This window comes from Aliirhizobium wenxiniae (assembly GCF_014201355.1).
Taxonomy (GTDB): domain Bacteria; phylum Pseudomonadota; class Alphaproteobacteria; order Rhizobiales; family Rhizobiaceae; genus Neorhizobium; species Neorhizobium wenxiniae.
The window spans coordinates 1,133,146-1,151,222 of record NZ_JACHEG010000001.1 but is presented as its reverse complement, the minus strand read 5'-3'; the positions used below and the strand labels follow the sequence as shown (position 1 = coordinate 1,151,222).

Annotated in this window: 21 protein-coding genes; 13 read left to right on the top strand and 8 right to left on the bottom strand. The window is 58.9% G+C overall.

The genetic code is table 11. From position 1 onward, the window contains the following. Positions 1–184: 184 nt before the first annotated feature. From HNQ72_RS05620 to HNQ72_RS05610, 3 genes are all read right to left on the bottom strand, one after another. A complete protein-coding gene (locus HNQ72_RS05620) occupies positions 185–943 on the bottom strand; it encodes a metallophosphoesterase family protein (RefSeq protein ID WP_183990299.1) in 759 nt (252 codons plus the stop codon). After that, positions 940–1,743 (bottom strand): nucleotidyltransferase family protein, encoded by an 804-nt coding sequence (locus tag HNQ72_RS05615; protein WP_373289410.1) that lies wholly within the window; start codon positions 1,741–1,743, stop codon positions 940–942. The genes HNQ72_RS05620 and HNQ72_RS05615 overlap by 4 nt, the downstream gene beginning before the upstream one ends. A gap of 174 nt (positions 1,744–1,917) precedes the next feature. Further along, on the bottom strand, positions 1,918–2,139 hold the full coding sequence (locus HNQ72_RS05610; RefSeq protein ID WP_183991431.1) for a hypothetical protein: 222 nt from the start codon (positions 2,137–2,139) through the stop codon (positions 1,918–1,920). A 154-nt stretch (positions 2,140–2,293) separates the two neighbouring features. Between HNQ72_RS05610 and HNQ72_RS05605 the strand changes: the two genes are divergently transcribed. Then, positions 2,294–2,482, top strand: coding sequence for a DUF3008 family protein (locus HNQ72_RS05605; RefSeq protein ID WP_183990297.1), 189 nt, complete (start codon positions 2,294–2,296; stop codon positions 2,480–2,482). A 75-nt stretch (positions 2,483–2,557) separates the two neighbouring features. Here HNQ72_RS05605 and hutX read toward each other — a convergent pair whose 3' ends face one another. Together hutX and hmuQ are read right to left on the bottom strand one after the other, a co-directional pair. Then, positions 2,558–3,076 (bottom strand): heme utilization cystosolic carrier protein HutX, encoded by a 519-nt coding sequence (gene hutX, locus HNQ72_RS05600; RefSeq protein ID WP_183990295.1) that lies wholly within the window; start codon positions 3,074–3,076, stop codon positions 2,558–2,560. A 9-nt stretch (positions 3,077–3,085) separates the two neighbouring features. After that, on the bottom strand, positions 3,086–3,433 hold the full coding sequence (hmuQ, locus tag HNQ72_RS05595) for a heme-degrading protein HmuQ (protein WP_112454187.1): 348 nt from the start codon (positions 3,431–3,433) through the stop codon (positions 3,086–3,088). Positions 3,434–3,597: 164 nt separating this feature from the next. Here hmuQ and HNQ72_RS05590 point away from each other — a divergent pair, with 164 nt between their 5' ends. The 3 genes from HNQ72_RS05590 to HNQ72_RS05580 are packed head-to-tail and all read left to right on the top strand — an operon-like array spanning position 3,598 to position 6,346. Further along, entirely contained in the window at positions 3,598–4,482 is an 885-nt protein-coding gene (locus tag HNQ72_RS05590; RefSeq protein WP_183990293.1) for a heme/hemin ABC transporter substrate-binding protein, read from the top strand. Positions 4,483–4,496: 14 nt separating this feature from the next. Beyond that, complete coding sequence (locus HNQ72_RS05585; protein ID WP_244654299.1) at positions 4,497–5,567, top strand: FecCD family ABC transporter permease; 1,071 nt, start codon at positions 4,497–4,499, stop codon at positions 5,565–5,567. Further along, positions 5,564–6,346 (top strand): heme ABC transporter ATP-binding protein, encoded by a 783-nt coding sequence (locus HNQ72_RS05580; protein WP_183990289.1) that lies wholly within the window; start codon positions 5,564–5,566, stop codon positions 6,344–6,346. The genes HNQ72_RS05585 and HNQ72_RS05580 overlap by 4 nt, the downstream gene beginning before the upstream one ends. A gap of 3 nt (positions 6,347–6,349) precedes the next feature. On the opposite strand, the gene HNQ72_RS05575 is transcribed toward HNQ72_RS05580, so the two are convergent. Next, positions 6,350–6,706 (bottom strand): YbaN family protein, encoded by a 357-nt coding sequence (locus HNQ72_RS05575; protein ID WP_183990286.1) that lies wholly within the window; start codon positions 6,704–6,706, stop codon positions 6,350–6,352. A gap of 188 nt (positions 6,707–6,894) precedes the next feature. On the opposite strand from HNQ72_RS05575, the gene galE reads away from it, so the two are divergent. From galE to HNQ72_RS05540, 7 genes are all read left to right on the top strand, one after another. Continuing rightward, positions 6,895–7,884, top strand: coding sequence for a UDP-glucose 4-epimerase GalE (galE, locus tag HNQ72_RS05570; protein WP_183990285.1), 990 nt, complete (start codon positions 6,895–6,897; stop codon positions 7,882–7,884). An 11-nt stretch (positions 7,885–7,895) separates the two neighbouring features. Continuing rightward, the gene (locus tag HNQ72_RS05565; protein ID WP_183990283.1) at positions 7,896–8,291 is read left to right on the top strand and encodes a VOC family protein; all 396 of its coding nucleotides are present in this window, start codon (positions 7,896–7,898) and stop codon (positions 8,289–8,291) included. Between the two features lie 12 nt (positions 8,292–8,303). Then, positions 8,304–8,996, top strand: coding sequence for a uracil-DNA glycosylase (gene ung, locus HNQ72_RS05560; protein ID WP_183990281.1), 693 nt, complete (start codon positions 8,304–8,306; stop codon positions 8,994–8,996). Positions 8,997–9,141: 145 nt separating this feature from the next. Further along, entirely contained in the window at positions 9,142–10,071 is a 930-nt protein-coding gene (locus HNQ72_RS05555) for a VOC family protein (RefSeq protein WP_183990279.1), read from the top strand. A gap of 54 nt (positions 10,072–10,125) precedes the next feature. After that, the gene (locus HNQ72_RS05550; protein ID WP_183990277.1) at positions 10,126–10,746 is read left to right on the top strand and encodes an alpha/beta hydrolase; all 621 of its coding nucleotides are present in this window, start codon (positions 10,126–10,128) and stop codon (positions 10,744–10,746) included. An 88-nt stretch (positions 10,747–10,834) separates the two neighbouring features. Continuing rightward, positions 10,835–12,259 carry an aldehyde dehydrogenase family protein gene (locus tag HNQ72_RS05545; RefSeq protein WP_183990275.1) on the top strand — a complete coding sequence of 475 codons (1,425 nt, stop codon included), beginning with the start codon at positions 10,835–10,837 and terminating at the stop codon, positions 12,257–12,259. A 206-nt stretch (positions 12,260–12,465) separates the two neighbouring features. Beyond that, the gene (locus HNQ72_RS05540; protein ID WP_183990274.1) at positions 12,466–14,382 is read left to right on the top strand and encodes a diguanylate cyclase; all 1,917 of its coding nucleotides are present in this window, start codon (positions 12,466–12,468) and stop codon (positions 14,380–14,382) included. A gap of 109 nt (positions 14,383–14,491) precedes the next feature. On the opposite strand, the gene HNQ72_RS05535 is transcribed toward HNQ72_RS05540, so the two are convergent. Continuing rightward, entirely contained in the window at positions 14,492–15,061 is a 570-nt protein-coding gene (locus HNQ72_RS05535; protein WP_183991347.1) for a transglycosylase SLT domain-containing protein, read from the bottom strand. Between the two features lie 214 nt (positions 15,062–15,275). Between HNQ72_RS05535 and HNQ72_RS05530 the strand changes: the two genes are divergently transcribed. Next, a complete protein-coding gene (locus HNQ72_RS05530; RefSeq protein ID WP_183990266.1) occupies positions 15,276–16,601 on the top strand; it encodes a DUF3422 family protein in 1,326 nt (441 codons plus the stop codon). A 183-nt stretch (positions 16,602–16,784) separates the two neighbouring features. Next, entirely contained in the window at positions 16,785–17,015 is a 231-nt protein-coding gene (locus HNQ72_RS05525) for a hypothetical protein (protein WP_183990264.1), read from the top strand. Between the two features lie 70 nt (positions 17,016–17,085). Here the strand turns inward: HNQ72_RS05525 and HNQ72_RS05520 are convergent, their stop codons facing one another. Continuing rightward, positions 17,086–17,973, bottom strand: coding sequence for a DMT family transporter (locus tag HNQ72_RS05520; RefSeq protein ID WP_183990262.1), 888 nt, complete (start codon positions 17,971–17,973; stop codon positions 17,086–17,088). Positions 17,974–18,077: the final 104 nt, after the last annotated feature.

Sequence of the window (18,077 nt, the reverse complement as noted above, 5' to 3'; positions counted from 1 at the left end):
CCTTCGCTGGTGAACGAGACCGGCAAACGGGTGAAGAGGCTTACGGTTCCATGGGTGGGGCGAGGTGCGGTGATTTTCGGTGGAGTCGGGAGATTAGGGTTGGCGACTGCCCCGCATTCGCCTGCCGGCACCCTCTCCCGCTCGCCGGGGGAGGGCTAGGGTGAGGGCGGCCTGGGGGCGGTACTCACAACTCCAGCAGCGCATACGCCTTACCGGTCGGCTTCTCTATATGGGAGGCAACGTTATAGACCGGCGCACCGCCGGGAGTTTTGCCCTCGTAGGTGCCGCGATGGGCGTGGCCGTGAACGACGGCTTTCACCGGGAAGCGATCAATGGTTTCTGCAAGGCGGGACGAGCCGAGAAAGGGGAAGATTTCCGGCGGCTCACCTTCGACTGTCTGCTGGATGGGCGCATAATGCAGCACCACCATGGCGCGTTCGGACTTCACCTGCCGCAGCGCGTTTTCCAGCCGCATCGTCTCTTCGACACTTTCGGCGACCATCGCCTTGATCGCCGGTTCGCCGAAGGAGCCGAGCATGTAGCGACCGAAGCCGCCGGCGAAGCCTTTGACGCCTGCGAAACCGACGCCGTTGATCTCGATCGCTGATCCTTCGAGAAGATGCACGCCAGCATCCTTGATGATCGCCTTCACTTCATCGACATGGCCGCATTCATAATCGTGATTGCCCAAAACGGCGACCATCGGAATGGAGCAGGAGCGAAGGTCGGCCGCAAGCAACTCCGCCTCCTTCGGCTTGCCGAGATCGGTCAAATCACCGGTCAGCACGAGAATGTCAGCCTCCTGTGAAATTTCGGCAAAAAGCTCTTTGTATGAAGCGGAGCCATGTTCCTTGACATGAAGATCGCCCATCGCCGCGACGCGCTGCTTGACGTTGGCCTTTTCCCGTGCGGTGGTGTCCTGGTTGTCGGGCGCCTTGCTCATGCTGGGCCTCCTTCTCTCGTTTCCTCGTCTATGCCATCGCGCAGATCACCTTCGCCGCCGACATCGGCAAAACCCCATTCCTTGACGTCGATCTCGAAATCGACGCGGCTGAACATGCGGCCGCGGCAAATCTTCATCTGCGGCAGGGGCAGTTCGCGCTGGGCCTTCAGACGGTCGAGCAGTTCATCGAGCAGCCAGTCCGGCACCTTGTCGCGCTCGGTCGGGTAGATCCAGCGGAAGTTGAGGAGGTGGATGAGGAGAACCTCCCAATGCACTTCCATGTAATTGAGCAGCTTTTGCCAATCGATCTGGTCATGAGCGCGCAAGATCATGTGAACAACGTCGCCGCCGTCGTAACGATGGCGAAGCTGCACGAAACATTTCGACCAGATCAGCTCGGTCGGGGCAATGATGCGCACCTTGTGGCCGTTCATTTCGATCTGGCGGGCGTTTTCGAACCAACTGTCACTGATCGGCATCGTGCCGTTGGAAGCGGCGAAGATGACATCGCAGAAGTGCCGGCCCTTCTTGATCTTGCCGAGCCAGCGGTCGTCCTCCACCTCGATCTCGTAACCCTTCTCCTTGAAATGGGCGAGGATGCGGGTGTAGTCTCCGGCCTTGCAGAAGATATCGAGATCCTTGGTCGGCCTCGTAATGCCGGTATAGGCGCTGATCGCGAATGTGCCGGCCAGCAGAAAGGGAATGTGGCAGGCGACCAGATCTTCAAGCGCCTCCGAAACGAAGGCTTCCGCATCGGGGTCGGCAAGCGTGGGCGCAGCCTTGACCTCCATCCCCGGCATCAGGTGTAGGGGATGGCTGCTGCGCTCATTGTCACCATTGGGGCTCTCATCGGTCGTCGGCTCCGAATTTTTCTTCGGTATCGTGTCGGCGTCCATGGCGTGTCTCCATTTTTCCCAGAGGCATTCCTGGTGGGAATGCAACACGTAAGAGGCAGGAGAGGTTCCGCCGAAGTGTCAGTCTGCTTCGGGATTGTCGGCATTGGCCATCGGGCTCGGGCGGCCATCCGGCTGGTCGCCGTCTCCACGCTGATCGGCATCCTCAAGGTCGGTCTTGACGAGATAATTGTCGTCCTTGCCGAGGCGGGCAGCCTCTTTCAAAGCTTCCGGGTTGGTCGTGTCGAGCTGTTCGCGCTCGATGTCGGTGATATCAGGCTTGTTCGGATTTGCAGCGTTCATTGCCATTTCCTTCCCGTCTGTTTTCTCGTCCGCGGAAATGCCGCAGACTTCCTGTGAAAACCCTTGGCCGATGCAGAGGTTCCGCGCTTGTCGAATGGAACGAAAATCGTCGTTTCGATGTTCGGAAGAAGAGCGATCACAGCGAGAGGCTGACATGCCGGCAAAATCACAAGCACAGCAGAAGGCCGCAGGCGCGGCCCTTTCGGCAAAGCGTGGCGAAACGAAGAAAAGCGACCTCAAGGGCGCTTCTAAGGAAATGGAAAAATCGATGAGCGAGAAGCAGTTGGAGGAGTTTGCCTCTACCAAGCACAAGGGCAAGCCCGAGCACGTCGCGCATCGCTGACTTCAGATATTTCCGGTCCGAACCCGGACTTCCCGGAAAGGCGGGTGCTTCAGCAGGCACCCGCCTTTTTTTTGATCAGGCGTAGCTGGCGCGCAGCGCCTCGAACTTTGCCAATTGTTCTGGCAATAGCTCGCGTGCCTCGTCACGTTTGACGAAGACCTTGAACATCGGTGCGCCCTTGGCATTCATGAACCATATGGAACAGGAGCGGCGGCCGTGGAAGGCGCGGTCGACGAAGGTGATCGAGGCGCAGTTGTCCTTCTTGATGTGACCGCCGATTGGGCTGTCGCCATGAATGTTGAACCAGCCATGACCTTCCGAACCGACCGGCAATTCGCCATCGATTTCGGCCACAACGTCCTCTGTGTGGACGAGGAAAAGCACGATGCCCCAGGTGGTCAGCTCGTTCCAGATATCGAGAAAACTCTCTTTGGGCGCAATGACGGCCGAACCCTCGGGCAGAATTTCGAGAATTTCGGCGGGTGTCACGTCGGCGGCAGCGGCGATCGACTCGACGATTCCGTCGGGCTTTTCGGCGAGCGCAGCCAGCGCCCGTTCGCGACGGTCAGCTGTAATTTCGGATACGGCGTTCATCGATGATCCTCAGGCCGCGTCGGCGGCGCGTACGCCGTTCTTGTCTTCATGGATGATGACTTCGAAACCTTCGAAATGCGGACCGGAGAGATATTCAACCTTGCCGCGGTTGTTGCCGGCATTGGCGTGGGCTGCCCGGAACTGTTCGGAAGTCGTCCAGGCCTTGAAATGCTCGAAAGTTTCCCAAACGGTGTGCGACGCGTAGAGCGAGTGGTCTTCGGCCTTCGGGCCTTTCAGCATGTGGAATTCGATATAACCCGGCAGTTCCGCAAGGCGGCCCTGACGGTCGCGCCAGATCGCCTCGAATGCTTCCTCGAAGCCCGGAACGACGCGAAAACGGTTCATTGCAATATACATGAAAACTTCCCTCACTTAAGTTTCATTTGCCAGTCAAGATATCTGCCGGCTCTCCCCTTGAAAAGCCAAAAAAACTTGCGTAGTCAACTCAAGTTATTGAATTTCGCAGCGCTGCCCAATCCTGCTTTTGTCAGATATGCGGCAACGCCAAGGGGTGGATCACAATGGTTTCCTGTTCCAAATTCGGGCGTTTACTTGCAGCTATTCTGGTCGGATCGACGCTGAGCTCGGGCGGCGTTCTTGCTGCCGACAAGGGTAATCCCGAAGCAAAACGCATCGTCTCGGTTGGTGGAACGATCACCGAAATCCTTTATGACCTCGGTGCTCAAGACCGTATCGTGGCGCGCGACTCGACCAGCTTTTATCCGGCTGATGCCAATTCCAAGCCTGATGTCGGTTATATGCGTCAGCTTTCGGCGGAAGGTATTCTGGGGCAGAAACCAGACCTGATCCTGATGGAAGAAGGTTCAGGTCCGCCGCCGGTGCTGGAAATCCTGAAGGCCAGCGAAGTGCCGATGGTCCTCATCCCGACACCTCCGAAGGCGGACAAGATCGGTCAAAAGATCCGTGACGTCGGTGCGGCCGTCGGATTGTCCGACAAGGCGGAAGTGCTGGCGGCGAAAACCGAGGACGGATTGAGGGCGGTTGCAGCCGATGTGGCCAAGATCAGCGGCGGCAAGAAGAAAGTTCTCTTCGTTCTGTCTATTTCCAATGGCCGCCTGATGGCTGGTGGTGCTGATACCGAAGCGGGTGCGATCATCGAGATGGCAGGCGGCGTCAATGCCGCGCCGACGATCAACGGCTACAAGCCGCTTTCCGATGAGGCGGTGATTGCTGCAGCACCGGATGTAATTCTGTCGATGTCGCGTGGCGATCATTCGATTACGCCGGAACAGATGTTCGCTCTTCCCTCGATGCAGACGACGCCGGCTGCGGCAAACAAGGCGTTGGTTTCGATGGATGGTCTGGTTCTGTTGGGCTTCGGTCCGCGCACGCCTGAAGCTGCGCGGGCACTGGCGGCCAAAATCTATCCGGGCGCAATCAACTGATGAAGGCGCTTGCCATGCCTTTTCGCCGGACGGGTGAGGGAGACCGGACGTCTCAGGGCGTGCTGGTGCTCTTTCTGCTGGCTGTCCTGCTCGTCTTTTCCTGCTTGCTCTCGCTGCATGTCGGGCCAACGGGAGTGGGTTTACGGGATCTTTTCTCCTATCTCACCGGCAATGGTGACAGCCTGACCACACAGGAACGGGTAATCCTCGAAGCGGTACGCCTGCCGCGCACGGCGCTCGGACTGCTTATTGGTGCGGGTCTGGCTGTTTCCGGTGCGATGATGCAGGGCCTGTTTCGCAATCCGCTCGCCGATCCCGGCATTGTCGGGGTAACGTCGGGAGCGGGACTTGCCGCCGTCTGCGCCATCGTGCTCGGAGGGGGTGTGCTCGCACCTGTCGCCGTGGTGCTTGGCAATCAATTTCTGCCACTGATGGCATTTTTCGGCGGACTGCTGGTCACGTGGGCTCTTTATGCGATCGCCACGCGGGACGGACGTACATCGACGACCGCGCTTATTCTCTGCGGTATCGCGATCGGCGCGCTCGCAGGGGCTTTCATGGGGCTTCTGATCGTCATGGCAGATGACCGGCAACTGCGCGACATCACCTTCTGGAGCCTTGGCTCTCTAGGTGGCGCCACCTATGGCCGCGTGCTCTCGATCCTACCTTTCATCGTTTTCGTCATGGGGATCATTCCTTTCGTCGCCAAAGGTCTCGATGCGTTGATTCTCGGCGATGCGGCGGCCTTTCACATGGGCATTCCGGTTCAGCGGTTGAAGAAAATTGTCATCGTGGCGGTGGCGGCGGCCTGTGGCTCTACCGTGGCCGTAGCCGGATCGATCGGTTTTGTCGGCATCGTCGTGCCGCATCTGCTTCGGCTTGCCATGGGGCCATCCCATCGGTTCCTATTGCCGGGGTCAGCATTGGGGGGAGGAGCATTGCTCCTGATCGCGGACAGTGTTGCGCGCACCGTCGCAGCACCTGCTGAACTGCCGATCGGTGTCATTACCGCGCTGTTCGGCGCACCTGTCTTCCTGTTCCTGCTGATCGGCAAGAACGGTATCGGCGCGCGGGATCTGCCATGATCATCGCTAACAAGGTCACCGTCAGCCGGTCGGGTCGCAAGCTGATCGACGACATCTCGATCGAGCTGAAGCCCGGCAATTTTACCGTCGTCATCGGCCCGAACGGAGCCGGCAAATCTACGCTTATGAAGGTATTGTCGGGCGAGATGCAGCCGGATAGCGGTCTTGTCTCGTATTATGGGACGAGCGTCGATCTCTGCCAGCCGGCCGATCTCGCCAAGCGCCGTGCGGTGCTGCCGCAGGCGACGCAGCTTGCTTTCCCGTTCACGGCACTGGAGATCGCCCGCATGGGCGCCGTGGCGCATGGCGCGCTCAACCCCGGCGAAGAGGCGCGCAAGGCCCTGTCGCGCGTGGGGTTGAGAGGCTTCGAGAGCCGTCCCTATCCGTCAATGTCGGGTGGCGAACAGCAGCGGGTGCAATTTGCTCGCGCGCTGGCACAGGTGCCGCAGGCTGTCGTCGATGATGTGCCGCGGGCGCTTTTCCTCGACGAGCCGACGGCAAGCCTCGATCTCGGCCATCAGATTTCGGTGCTGGAAACGGCGCGCGACTTCGCCTCGGCGGGCGGCATGGTGCTTGCCATCCTGCACGATCTCAATCTGGCGGCGGAGTTTGCCGATCATCTCGTGGTTCTGCATCACGGCCGGGTGGTCGCGGAAGGCGCCTGCCGCGAGACGGTGAATGACGACATCATCGCGTCGGTCTATGGCATTGCAGGGGCTGTCGGGCGTGTGCCGGCGGCACATATTCCCTATGTCCTGCCACAGTCACGCAACAGATAACGTTCAGTTGCTCGGTCGGGTCAGCATGAAGATTGCCGGCCCGATCATGCAGGCTGCCACCAATATGGCAAGCCACGCGGCCGGATGCGAACCGAACCAGAAACCGGCATAACTCAGTGCCATCAGCGAGATCGCCATGATTTTCGCTCGGCGCGAAATAGCGCCTCGCTCACGCCAGTTCTTCAGCGGTGGGCCGAATGTCTTGTGCTCCATCAGCCACGCTTCCAGCTTCGGTGACGAGCGCGCGAAACAGGCGACGGCCAGCAGCAGAAAAGGCGTCGTCGGCAAAACGGGCAGGAAGGCGCCGATGACGCCGAGCGCAACGAAGAACCAGCCGAGACAGAGAAAGACGTAACGCATGAAGGGCCTATGGCGAAAACCTGAACAGGATAGACAAGTTTGCTTGCCGCGTCCTCATGTAAAGAGTCAACTCGGCCCGACAAGATCGCACCGCAATTTTTAGCTGCTGTGCATCTGCAGCATGCGCCCTTCCCATTTGATCCCGGGGAGCTATATTGCCGCCGGCTTCAACAACCTTTGAGGACATGATGTCGAAGAAGAAAGTGCTTGTGGTGGGCGGTGCCGGTTATATCGGCTCCCATACGTGTCTGGTACTGGCTGAAAGAGGTTACGAGCCCGTCGTTTTCGACAATCTCTCGAATGGACACGCGGAATTCGTCCGCTGGGGCGAGCTCGAACAGGGCGATATCCGTGATCACGCGCGACTGGATGAAGTGTTTGCAAAACACAAGCCCGAAGCAGTTCTGCATTTTGCGGCTCTTATCGAAGTGGGTGAATCGGTCAAGAATCCGGTCGGATTTTATGACAACAACGTGGTCGGCGCGCTGACGCTGATGTCGGCTGCGATGCAGGCCGGTGTGAAGGCCTTCGTCTTCTCCTCTACCTGCGCGACCTATGGTCTGCCGGTTCAGGTGCCGATGGACGAGAGCCATGGCCAGTCGCCGATCAACCCCTATGGCCGCACGAAGTACATCATCGAGCAGGCGTTGAAGGATTACGGCCAGTATATGGACCTGAAATCGGTCATGTTGCGCTATTTCAATGCCGCAGGCGCTGATTTCGAGGGTAGGATCGGTGAGTGGCATACGCCGGAAACCCACGCGATCCCACTAGCCATCGAAGCCGCCCTCGGCCGCCGCCAGGGCTTCAAGGTGTTTGGCGACGATTATGACACCCGCGACGGCACCTGTGTGCGCGACTATATCCATGTTCTCGACCTTGCCGATGCGCATGTGCGCGCCGTTGACTACCTGCTCGCCGGCGGGGAGATGGTCGAGCTCAACCTCGGCACCGGTACCGGAACGACGGTGAAAGAGTTGCTTGCGGCAATTTCCGATGTTTCCGGCAAGCCGTTCCCGGTGGAATATGTCTGCCGTCGCGAGGGCGATTCCACCTCGCTCGTCGCCAATAACGACAAGGCGCGCGAAGTGCTCGGCTGGGAGCCGCAATATTCGCTCAACGACATCATCAAGTCCGCGTGGGACTGGCATTCGCGCTCGAACCACGTGCTGCAATAAGGAAGTTCACCATGGCCAAAATGGTCCATTCGATGATCCGCGTGCTCGAAGAGGCGCGGTCCGTCGATTTCTACGAAAAGGCCTTTGGTCTGAAAATCGCCAACCGCGTAGCCTTCGACGGCTTCACGCTCATCTATCTCTCGAACCCGGAAACCGGGTTCGAGTTGGAACTGACCGTCAATGCTGGCCGTGAGCAGGCCTATGATCTCGGCAACGGTTATGGCCATCTGGCGGTGACGGTCGAGGATATCGAGGCGGAATACAAGCGCTTCACCGATCTTGGCCTGACTGTCGGCAAGCTCGTCGAGATGCCGCATGAAGGCAAGCCGTTCGCGCGCTTCTTCTTCGTCACCGATCCGGATGGCTACAAAACCGAAGTCATCCAGCGCGGCGGACGTTTCCAGTAAAAGGTGAATGACATGGCTGAAGGTGGGATCAAGCTGGAAGAGAGCTGGAAATTCGCTCTGGAGGGCGAGTTTGCAGATCCCTACATGGCCGATCTCAAGCGTTTTCTCGTTTCAGAAAAACAGGCGGGAAAACGAATCTTCCCAAAGGGTTCCGAGTATTTTCGCGCGCTCGACCTTACCCCGCTCGACGAGGTGAAGGTCGTAATCCTCGGCCAGGACCCGTATCACGGGTTCGGCCAGGCCCACGGGCTGTGTTTTTCCGTTCAGCCGGGAGTGAAGACGCCGCCGTCGCTCGTCAACATCTACAAGGAAATGCAGGCCGATCTCGGCATTCCTCCGGCAAAACATGGCTTTCTCGAAAGTTGGGCCGAACAGGGCGTGCTGCTCTTGAACAGCGTTCTGACCGTGGAAGAGGGCCGGGCGGCGGCCCATCAGGGCAAGGGGTGGGAAAAATTCACTGATGCGGTCATCCGCACGGTCAACGACGAATGCGACGGCATCGTCTTCATTCTGTGGGGCTCCTATGCCCAGAAGAAAGCGGCCTTTGTCGACGAGGAGCGGCATATGGTGCTGAAGTCGGCCCATCCGTCACCGCTGTCTGCCCATAACGGCTTTCTCGGTTCGCGACCGTTTTCCAAGACGAACGACTATCTGCAGTCGATCGGCAAGGATGCGATCGACTGGCGTCTGCCGGAAAGTGTTTGATCTGTGAACGTTGGCGCGTCTGCGTCAACGTTTTTCGAACAATCCGTTCGGATGTGTTCGGCTATCCAATCGGCGCCTGATCGACCAAATATCACCCCATGAACAGCGGGCCGCGAGGCGGCTCCACAGGAACAAGGGGTTTGACATGATTACCCAGATCAAGGGCCTGCACCACGTCACGTCGATGGCCGCGAGCGCCTCCACCAACAACAAGTTCTTCACCGATACGCTCGGCCTGCGCCGAGTGAAGAAGACCGTCAATTTCGATGCGCCGGATGTTTATCATCTTTATTATGGCGACGAAGTCGGCACGCCGGGTTCGGTGATGACTTACTTTCCCTTCCCGCATATCGCACAGGGTCGTCCGGGCACCGGCGAGGTTGGAACGACCGTATTCTCCGTGCCGGAAGGTTCGCTCGGTTACTGGACCGATCGGCTGACCAAAGCCGGTGCCGATGGCCTGAAGGCCGACGAAGCCTTTGGCGAAAAGCGCCTGCATTTTGCCGGTCCCGATGGCGACGGTTTCGCGCTGGTCGAAGTCAGGGACGACAATCGTGCGCAATGGACTGGTAATGGCGTCGGCACTGACGAAGCGATCCGTGGTTTCCATTCCGCTTCGGTGCGGCTTCGCGACGAAGGTTCGACGGCCGAGCTTTTGAAGTTCATGGGCTATGAACAGGTCGATGCGAAGGACGGCGTGACCCGCTTCGGTATTCCGGGCGGCAATGGCGCTAACTTTATCGATGTCGAGACGATGCCGAACATCAACAGCGCCCGTCTCGGTGCCGGTTCCGTTCATCACATCGCCTTTGCCGTCGAGAACCGGGCAAAGCAGCTCGAAGTGAGAAAGGCGCTGATGGATACCGGTTATCAGGTCACGCCGGTAATCGACCGCGATTACTTCTGGGCGATCTATTTCCGTACGCCGGGTGGCGTGCTGTTCGAGATCGCTACGAACGAGCCGGGTTTCGATCGCGACGAGGATACCGCCCATCTCGGCGAGGCGCTGAAGTTGCCGACCCAGCATGAGCATCTGCGCAAGGCGCTCGAAGAGCATCTCGAGCCGATTGCCTAAGGTGATTTCAGGGCAGGGCGTTTTCGTCCTGCCACATTCATTCAGGAGATTTCAATGAGTTACGACAGTTATCTGCACCGGGTGCGCCCCGGTGCACCCGGATCGCCGATCCTGTTCGTCTTTCATGGCACGGGCGGCGATGAAAACCAGTTCTTCGATTTTGGCAGCCGCCTGCTGCCTGGCGCAACAGTTGTCTCGCCACGCGGCGATGTTTCCGAGCATGGTGCCGCACGTTTCTTCCGCCGCAAGGCTGAGGGTGTTTACGATTGCGACGACCTTGCGCGTGCCACCGAGCGGATGGGTGAATTCATTGCAGCCAATCGCGAACGTTACGAGTCTTCGACCGTGCTTGGCCTCGGCTTTTCCAACGGGGCGAACATTCTCGCGAATATCATGATCGAGAAACCCGGCCTCATCGAAGCCGGCGTGCTGATGCATCCGCTGATCCCGTTCCAGCCGGCCGAGCGTAAAGTGGCCGAAAAGGCGCATGTTCTGATTACGGCCGGTGAGCGTGATCCTATCTGCCCCGTGCCGATGACGCTGGAGCTTGCCGATTATTTCAAGCGGCAGGGCAATGCGGTGACGCTGGAATGGCATACGGGTGGCCATGAAATCCGGCCGAATGAGATCGAGGCTATCAAGACATTCCTCGCTCCCTATGGCGGACAGGCCTGATCTTTCAAAGTCTGCTCTCCGGGCTTGCGGAAGCGCATGATGTTGGCCGATAGTGCCGTCATCAAAACGCGCAAGCCCGGAGGAATTCATGAGCAATCACCTGAAATTCTTCATCAATGGCGAATGGGTGGAGCCGGTTGTGCCGGTTGCCCTCGACGTCATCGATCCGTCGACGGAAGAGCCATTCACGCAGATCGCACTCGGCTCCAAGGCCGATGTCGACAAGGCCGTCGCTGCTGCCAAAGCTGCGTTTCCAGCCTTTTCCAGATGGACGCAGGCGGAGCGCCTTGCACTTCTGAAACGGATCCTCTGGGAATACGAGAAGCGTGCCGAGGACATCGCGCAGGCTGTCAGTCGTGAAATGGGCGCCCCGATCGCCTTTGCGCGTGATTCACAGGTCGCAGCCGGCCATGGGCATCTGAGTGCGACGATCACGGCGCTTGAAACCTACAAGTTCACCGAGGATCGCGGCACGACCCGGATCGTCAAGGAGCCGATCGGCGTCGTGGCGCTGATCACTCCGTGGAACTGGCCGCTCAACCAGATCACCTGCAAGGTGGGCCCGGCGATCGCGACCGGTTGTACTATGGTGCTGAAACCCTCCGAGATCGCACCGATCTCCGGCGTCATCTTCGCCGAAGTGATGGAGGCTGCAGGCGTGCCCAAGGGTGTGTTCAACATGGTCAACGGCACCGGCCCCGATGTGGGACAGGTAATGGCGGGGCATCCGGACGTCGACATGGTATCATTCACCGGCTCGACGCGTGCCGGAATTATCGTGGCGAAGACCGCGGCCGATACGGTGAAGCGCGTGGCGCAAGAACTCGGCGGCAAGTCCGCAAACATCATTCTGCCTGATGCAGATCTCAAACAGGCGGTGGCCGATGGGGTAACCGGCTGCTTCGGCAATTCCGGCCAGTCCTGCGATGCGCCCACGCGCATGCTGGTGCCGCGCGCCTGGCATGACGAAGCGCTCAACGTTGCCAGGGAGGCTGCCGAGAAGCTGGTCACCGGCGATCCTCAAGCTGAGGGAACTGATCTTGGTCCGGTTGTCAGCAAGGTGCAGTTCGACAAGATCCAGCGGCTGATCGAGGCAGGTATTTCGGAAGGCGCTACGCTGGTCATCGGCGGTCCGGGGCGACCGGAGAACCTGAACCGTGGCTATTATATTCGCCCGACCGTGTTCGGTAACGTCAACAATAAAATGACGATCGCGCGGGAAGAGATTTTCGGCCCGGTTCTGTCGATCCTGCCTTATGACAGCGAGGAAGAGGCAATCGAGATCGCCAACGACACACCTTACGGGCTTGCCGCCTATGTGCAGGGCGAGCCGGAACATGCGAGGAAGATCGCGCCTTATCTGAGGGCCGGGTCGGTTTATCTCAATTATCCGGACTGGGATCTCTTTTCTTCCTTCGGCGGCTACAAGCAGTCCGGTAACGGGCGCGAATATGCCGACTGGGGTATTCACGACTTCCTCGAGATCAAGAGCGTCGTCGGTTACGGCAATTGACGGGTAGTCTCCGAGGGTGGCTTTGCCGCTAGTGGTGATATTCTTGCCGGGCGTGGCAGCCCGGCCGATAAAACCGAGCAAGATTCTGTTAACTCATCCTAAAGCTTTTCCCTCCGGCGCCGATCTCCGCTAATCCAACCTTGTGTGTGAAACCGTACAATAGGTCGGATAGAGGCCAGCATGATGCTGGTGCGAGGATTGAAGATTTGAACAGTCTCTGGGTTGGATTGCTCGCGAATATGGCGGTGGTGGCGCTGGTCATATCGCTCTGGTCCAATATTCGCCTGCCGGTTTTCGGCCAGAAAGAATCCATTCGGGGATGGGCTTTCGGTAGCCTGTTCGGCCTTGGGGCGATCAGCCTGATGTTGATCCCGTTCCAGCTTGGCTCAGGTTTCTTCATCGATCTGAGGATGACGATGATCGGGACCTCTGCGTTCATCGGCGGGCCTCTTGCGGGTATCGTGACCACGATCATAGCGGCAGCTTTCCGCGTTTATCTTGGTGGAGCAGGGGCTACGATCGGACTGGTCGGAATAGCATTCGCCTGCGCTGTCGGGCTTGTCGGTTGGCGTTTGAAGACGAACGATGCGCCGTCTCTCAAGGCGAGCGTGCTGTTTTCACTGGTGATGGCGATTGGCGCGATGGCGCCGGGGTTTGTCTACGCCCTTTATCAGGATATCGATACCGGCCCTCAGATTCGGTTGCCTTACATGACGCTCGTTTTCGTGGCGACCTTGATGGCTTGTGTTGCGCTTGCCAACGAGATCAGGCGGCGGGAGACGGAGGCGCGAAACCACATGTATCGCCATGTCATCAACAGCCTGCCGGAGGCGCTGAACGTGAAGGATCGTGAAGGCCGGTTCATCATGGCGAACCCGGCCACCGCCACCCTGATGCAGGCGGAGAATGCCGATGCGCTGATCGGAAAGACCGACTTCGATTTCTTCTGCCAGGAGGTGGCCGCGGCTTTTCGTGTTGACGAGGAAAAGGCGTGGAAGGCTGGAACCGCGATCGTCGAAGAGCAGACACTTGCCCGAATGGATGGCAGCCGGTCTTATCTTTCCACGCTCAAGGCCCCGTTCACCGACATTGACGGTAATATCATCGGGCTCATCACCCATAGCCGCGATACGACCGACAAGAAGCTGCTTGAGGCAGCCCTTACGCAGAGCGACAGGCGTGCTGCCGAAGCTCTGTCCAGCATTTCCGACGGTCTCGTGATGTTCGACAAGGATCTCACGCTCGTCTTCTGCAATGAGCGCTACCGGGCAATGTTTTCCGTTACCGCCGATCTGCGCGTTCCCGGCACGCCGGCCGCCGCCATTCTTTATGCTTCGATTGCTCGCGGCGAACTCGTCGGGATACCACAGGAGCAGGTCGCGCAGTGGGTGGATGTTGCGCTTGGGCGGTTGAAACAGGGCGGCACTGTTGAATTTCCGCTTGCCGACGGGCGCTGGATCGAATCACGCACGCGCCCGACGCCGGAAGGGGCCTGTTTCGTCATCTGCTCCGACATTACTGCGGCCAAACAGCATGAACTGGAACTGCAGAACCTGAATGACAGGCTTTCCGTGCTTGCCGAGACTGATAGTCTGACCGGGCTTTTGAACCGCCGCGCATTCGATGCGGTGATGGCCGAGGAACTCGATCGGGTTGCGCGTGGCGAAGGATCACTCGCGCTTTTGATGATCGACGTCGATTACTTCAAGCGCTTCAACGATACCTATGGCCATGGAGCGGGCGATTCCTGCCTCAAGACAGTCGCCGATTGCCTGAGAGCCGCAGCCCGCCGGACCGGTGACCGGGCCGCCCGTTATGGTGGAGAGGAACTCGCACTGGTTCTGCCGGATGTCGATGAAACGGCGGCTCTGACGATTGCGGAGGAATTCTGCGAGCGATTGAGGGGACTGCACATTCCCCATACGGGAAGCGATAAGGGTATCGTGACTGTCAGCATCGGTGTTGCCACGCTTGAGCCGGGTTCGGGGCTGACGGATGCAGTACGCCTCATTGCTCGCGCTGACGAGGCGCTTTACACGGCAAAGCGTGATGGCCGGGATGGTGTCCGGATCTGGGAACCCAGCCGGCTGCGCATCGTCCATTCCGATAACACTCGGTCCTGAGTATCTTCGGGTTTGATCGAGGTAGGTGGAAGAAAGAGCGGCTGCTTTTTCTCCAGGATGCGCCGCCTGTGATCGAAAGATCCGCAAGCCGGTTGGCTCGCCTTGAGGCTTAGTACCCGCAACCTTTCAACTGCGCTGCGTAACGTGCTGCCATTCCGGCCGATTTTTGTGCGGTTTGCCTCAGGCTGCCGCTGAAATTGCCGCGGTCATATCCCGCATGTCCGGCGTAGTAGGCGAGATAAAGATTGTAAGCGTCGTTTCGGGCAACACCGTTCCGTGCCGCCGTCTGGTTATGATACCAGGCAACGAAACGGATCGCATCGCCGAAGTCATTGCGGCGAGCTGCCCAGCGGCCGGTGGCACGCTGATAGGTGGCCCAGGTGCCGTCGAGGGCCTGCGCGTAACCATAGGCCGATGATGCCCGCTTGCCGGGAATGAAGCCTAGGAACCATTTGCGGGGTGGACGGGCATTGGCCTGGAAGCTTGATTCGACGTAGATAGTCGCCATCAGGATCGGTACGGGCACGCCGTATTCGCGCTCCGCTGCACGGGCCTGCCGCTCCCAATTGTTGAAGAAACCGTCGCGCTGCTCGAAAATCGCGCAGGCGTTGCTAATCCTGCTGGGTGCGCTGGCGCAGCCGGCGAGAGTGAGGAGCGCGATGAAAAACGCAATACGCATCGCAGAAACACGGGTCATGCCCGATAGATGACTCTTAAGATTTAATGAAAAGTTTAAGGATCGGTCATTCCACAGGTGCGCCGACAGTCAGCCATCTTGCAAAGCGCTGGGGATGGGCGTTTTCTGCGGCAAAGCGCCGCGTCGTGCGCTCACGGGCATTTGATAATAGTCAAGCGTGAAGACGGGCCGTTTTGGCCCTGTTGGGGAACCATGAATGTCGAAGCGCAGCTTTTCGTTTCCGGTCGCTGATGTCAGAGCGCGTGCGCTTGGCGAAATACACTCGCGGCCATATACGCTGCTGCCGCTGCCGCGGGTCATTTTCCAGCTCGCATTCCTGACCGAAGCAAATTTCGCCGCCGATCATTCGATCCTTGCCGCGCTTTCCCTGGGGCAGGGAGTGCCGGCGCCGTCTCCCGACACAAGCCATCACACGATGACCTGGGGTAGCGGCACATTACGCTGGGAACGGCACACCGAATTCTCGACCTATTTCTGGGATACGCCCGCGCCTGCCGCATTCGGTGCGGACATCCCGGTCAATCCATTCGGCGCAAGCTTCGCTGCGCCTGGCCCGTTCATTTCAGGCGTCCGTATCGAGATACGGCCTGCGAGCGAGGACATGTCCGATGTCACGGCCCGTTTCGATCCAACCAGTCTCTGTCAAAGCATGGTCGCCGACAATCAGGCGGTGCTGATTACCGATTTCCGCCAGGACGGCGACGGGTTGACGAAATTCCTGGTCCTGGATCACGGCATGACCGATGCTGCACGCGGCATGCTCGCCCAGCGAATTCTCGATATCGAGACCTATCGCACGCTGGCCATGATGGGGTTGCCGCTGGCGCAGAGCCTGTCGCCCGAAATCCGGCAGATCGAGGCGCGATTTACCGCGATTACCCAACGCATGAAGCAGCATGCCCGCGATGAGGCGGATGAGATGCTGTCTGAAATCACGACGCTTGCAGCCGAACTGGAAGCGAATGCGGCGCTCAGCCTTTACCGGTTTGGCGCCAGCCGCGCCTATAACGACATTGTTCTCGACCGTGTGGGAATGCTGGCGGAAAAGGCTTTGCCCGGAAACGAGACGCTGGGTGCCTTTCTGCACCGGCGTCTGGCGCCGGCCATGCGTACCTGCCAGTCGGTGGAAGAGCGCCAGGTGAACCTCTCGCGCAAATTGACCCGAGCGACGGCGCTGCTGCGCAGCTGGATCGATGTGGATCTACAGAAGTTCAATGCCGAGATCCTGGCATCAATGGACAAGCGCGCGCATCTTCAGTTGCGCCTGCAGCAGACGGTCGAGGGGCTGTCTGTCGCCGCGATCTCGTATTACGTGATCGGTCTGGTCGGTTATCTCGCCAAGCTCGGGCACTATGTCGGGATAGGGGTGGCGCCGGAAACCTTGACCGCCGTAGCGGTACCGTTCGTCGTACTGGCAATATGGCTGCTTGTCCGGCGCATCCGCAACAGCCATGCCGACGATGGCGGACGCAAGCTGAGCTGGCGCCAGCGTCGCACCGAGGCGCGGGAAGCGGGCGAATAGCCTGTCCGCCTGATCCTGTTTTTGCGTCCACGGAATGTTCGTTCTGTGCCAAGGCGAGAAAAAGATCGATTTCAGTAAAATTGCATCTTTCCATTTAAGTCCGCCGAAAAGTTGTGCGGCCTATTGTCGTGCCAGAACGAAACGCGACGGCCGGAGAGCCGTCCGTAAAACAGGGTTCAGGCAATGATCAGGAAGCTCATTATTTCGGCGGCCGTTCTCACCGCGCTCATTTACGGCAAGGAAGCCAGTGCTGCTGGCCCAGGCGGCTTTGCACGCGAACTTGCCTCCGTTGTCGTCAAACAGGCCGAAGTTGACCATGCGATTACCGACGTGGATGTCTATTTCGATATGTTTGGCGCAGATGAAGCCAGGCCGATAGCCGTTCAGGACTGCTTCGAGTGCATCGATATCTAGTACTTGCGGATGGTTGGCGCTGATCGCCGGCCGGTGTTGCGTCTGTCTCCATTTCGACATTTGCCGGACCTCAGATGAGGGCCGGCTTTCCGCGTTCGGCTATGGCTATGCCGCCAAGCGCCAAGACCAGCGCAATGACGTGGAACAGCTGTAACTGCTCGCCGAGAAGCATGACCGACAGAAGCGTACCGAAGACGGGCACGAGATTGATGAACAGCCCGGCGCGGTTGGCGCCAATATCCGTCACGCCTCTGATATAGAGGACCTGAGCCACGAGTGAGGCAAATACGGCCGTGTAGAGCGCCACCATCCAGCCCGTCATATCCGGCCAGATCATGCCGCCACTCGAATATTCCCAGCCTGCAAGCGGAATGCTGAAGACAAACGCAAACAGCGCCGGCACCGCCATCAGGCTTTTCCAGCTGATCGGCGGGCGCCATCTGAGCGCGATCGTGTAAAAGGCGTAAGCGGCGATCGCTATGATCATGATCGCGTCACCGAAATTGACGGTCAGGGTGACGAGCGTGGCGAAATCCCCGTGAGCCGCGGTCAGCAGGCTTCCGATTGCAGTCAGGCTGAAGCCGACGATCTGGAGCCACGACACTTTCGTTCTGAACAATGCGAAATTCAGGATGAAGATGAGGACGGGAATCAGCGTCTGCTCGACTGTGACGTTGATCGCACTTGTATAGGTCACGGCTGTGTAGAGCACAGCGTTGAAGACCACGTAGCCCACGATGCCGAGGAAGCCGAGAACGGGAATATTTCCGCGGATCACCGGCCAGTCCCGGCGCAAATCCTTCAGCGAGATCGCGAAGATGATGACGACTGCAAAGAACCAGCGCCAGAATGTCAACATCATCGGGCTGATATGGCCGATCGCAAGCTTGCCTGCGACGGCATTGCCGCCCCAACACAGTGTTGCGATGACGAGAAACAGATAGGCCTGGCGATGCACGTTGCCTCCTAGACACGCCGCCCTGCCGACGCCAGTATGCTCTTGTTGTTTGGCAAATAGCGTGCGGTTTTGGCCTTTGTCACGCAAAAACCTTGTCGCAGTCA